General features: G+C 43.1%; 1 pseudogene. It reads left to right on the top strand.

The window, feature by feature from the left end:
• Positions 1 to 56 precede the first annotated feature (56 nt).
• Positions 57 to 255 (top strand): annotated as a pseudogene (locus tag L8D11_RS05520) (hypothetical protein); the annotation flags it as partial.

Here is a 255-nt window from a genome sequence, read left to right on the forward strand (position 1 = left end):
TAAGCGGATTAGAGAGGGTGCCAGATCATACGACATTTTGCAGATTTCGAAATATAATGACTAAGCTGAAGATATGGGATGTGTTGCTGAAAGAGGTGAACGAGCAGTTGACAGAACACGGCCTAAAAGTAGAGAAGTCGCAAGGAGCAATAGTTGATGCTACGATAATAGAATCAGCCGCCCGCCCTAAAAAGATGTTAAAGGCAGTAGAGGTTGATAGAGAAGAAGGTAGTTGTCCTGTTTTTGAGGTTGAGG

The sequence above is a fragment of the Candidatus Bandiella numerosa genome, from assembly GCF_021811875.1.
GTDB lineage: Bacteria > Pseudomonadota > Alphaproteobacteria > Rickettsiales > Midichloriaceae > Aquirickettsia > Aquirickettsia numerosa_A.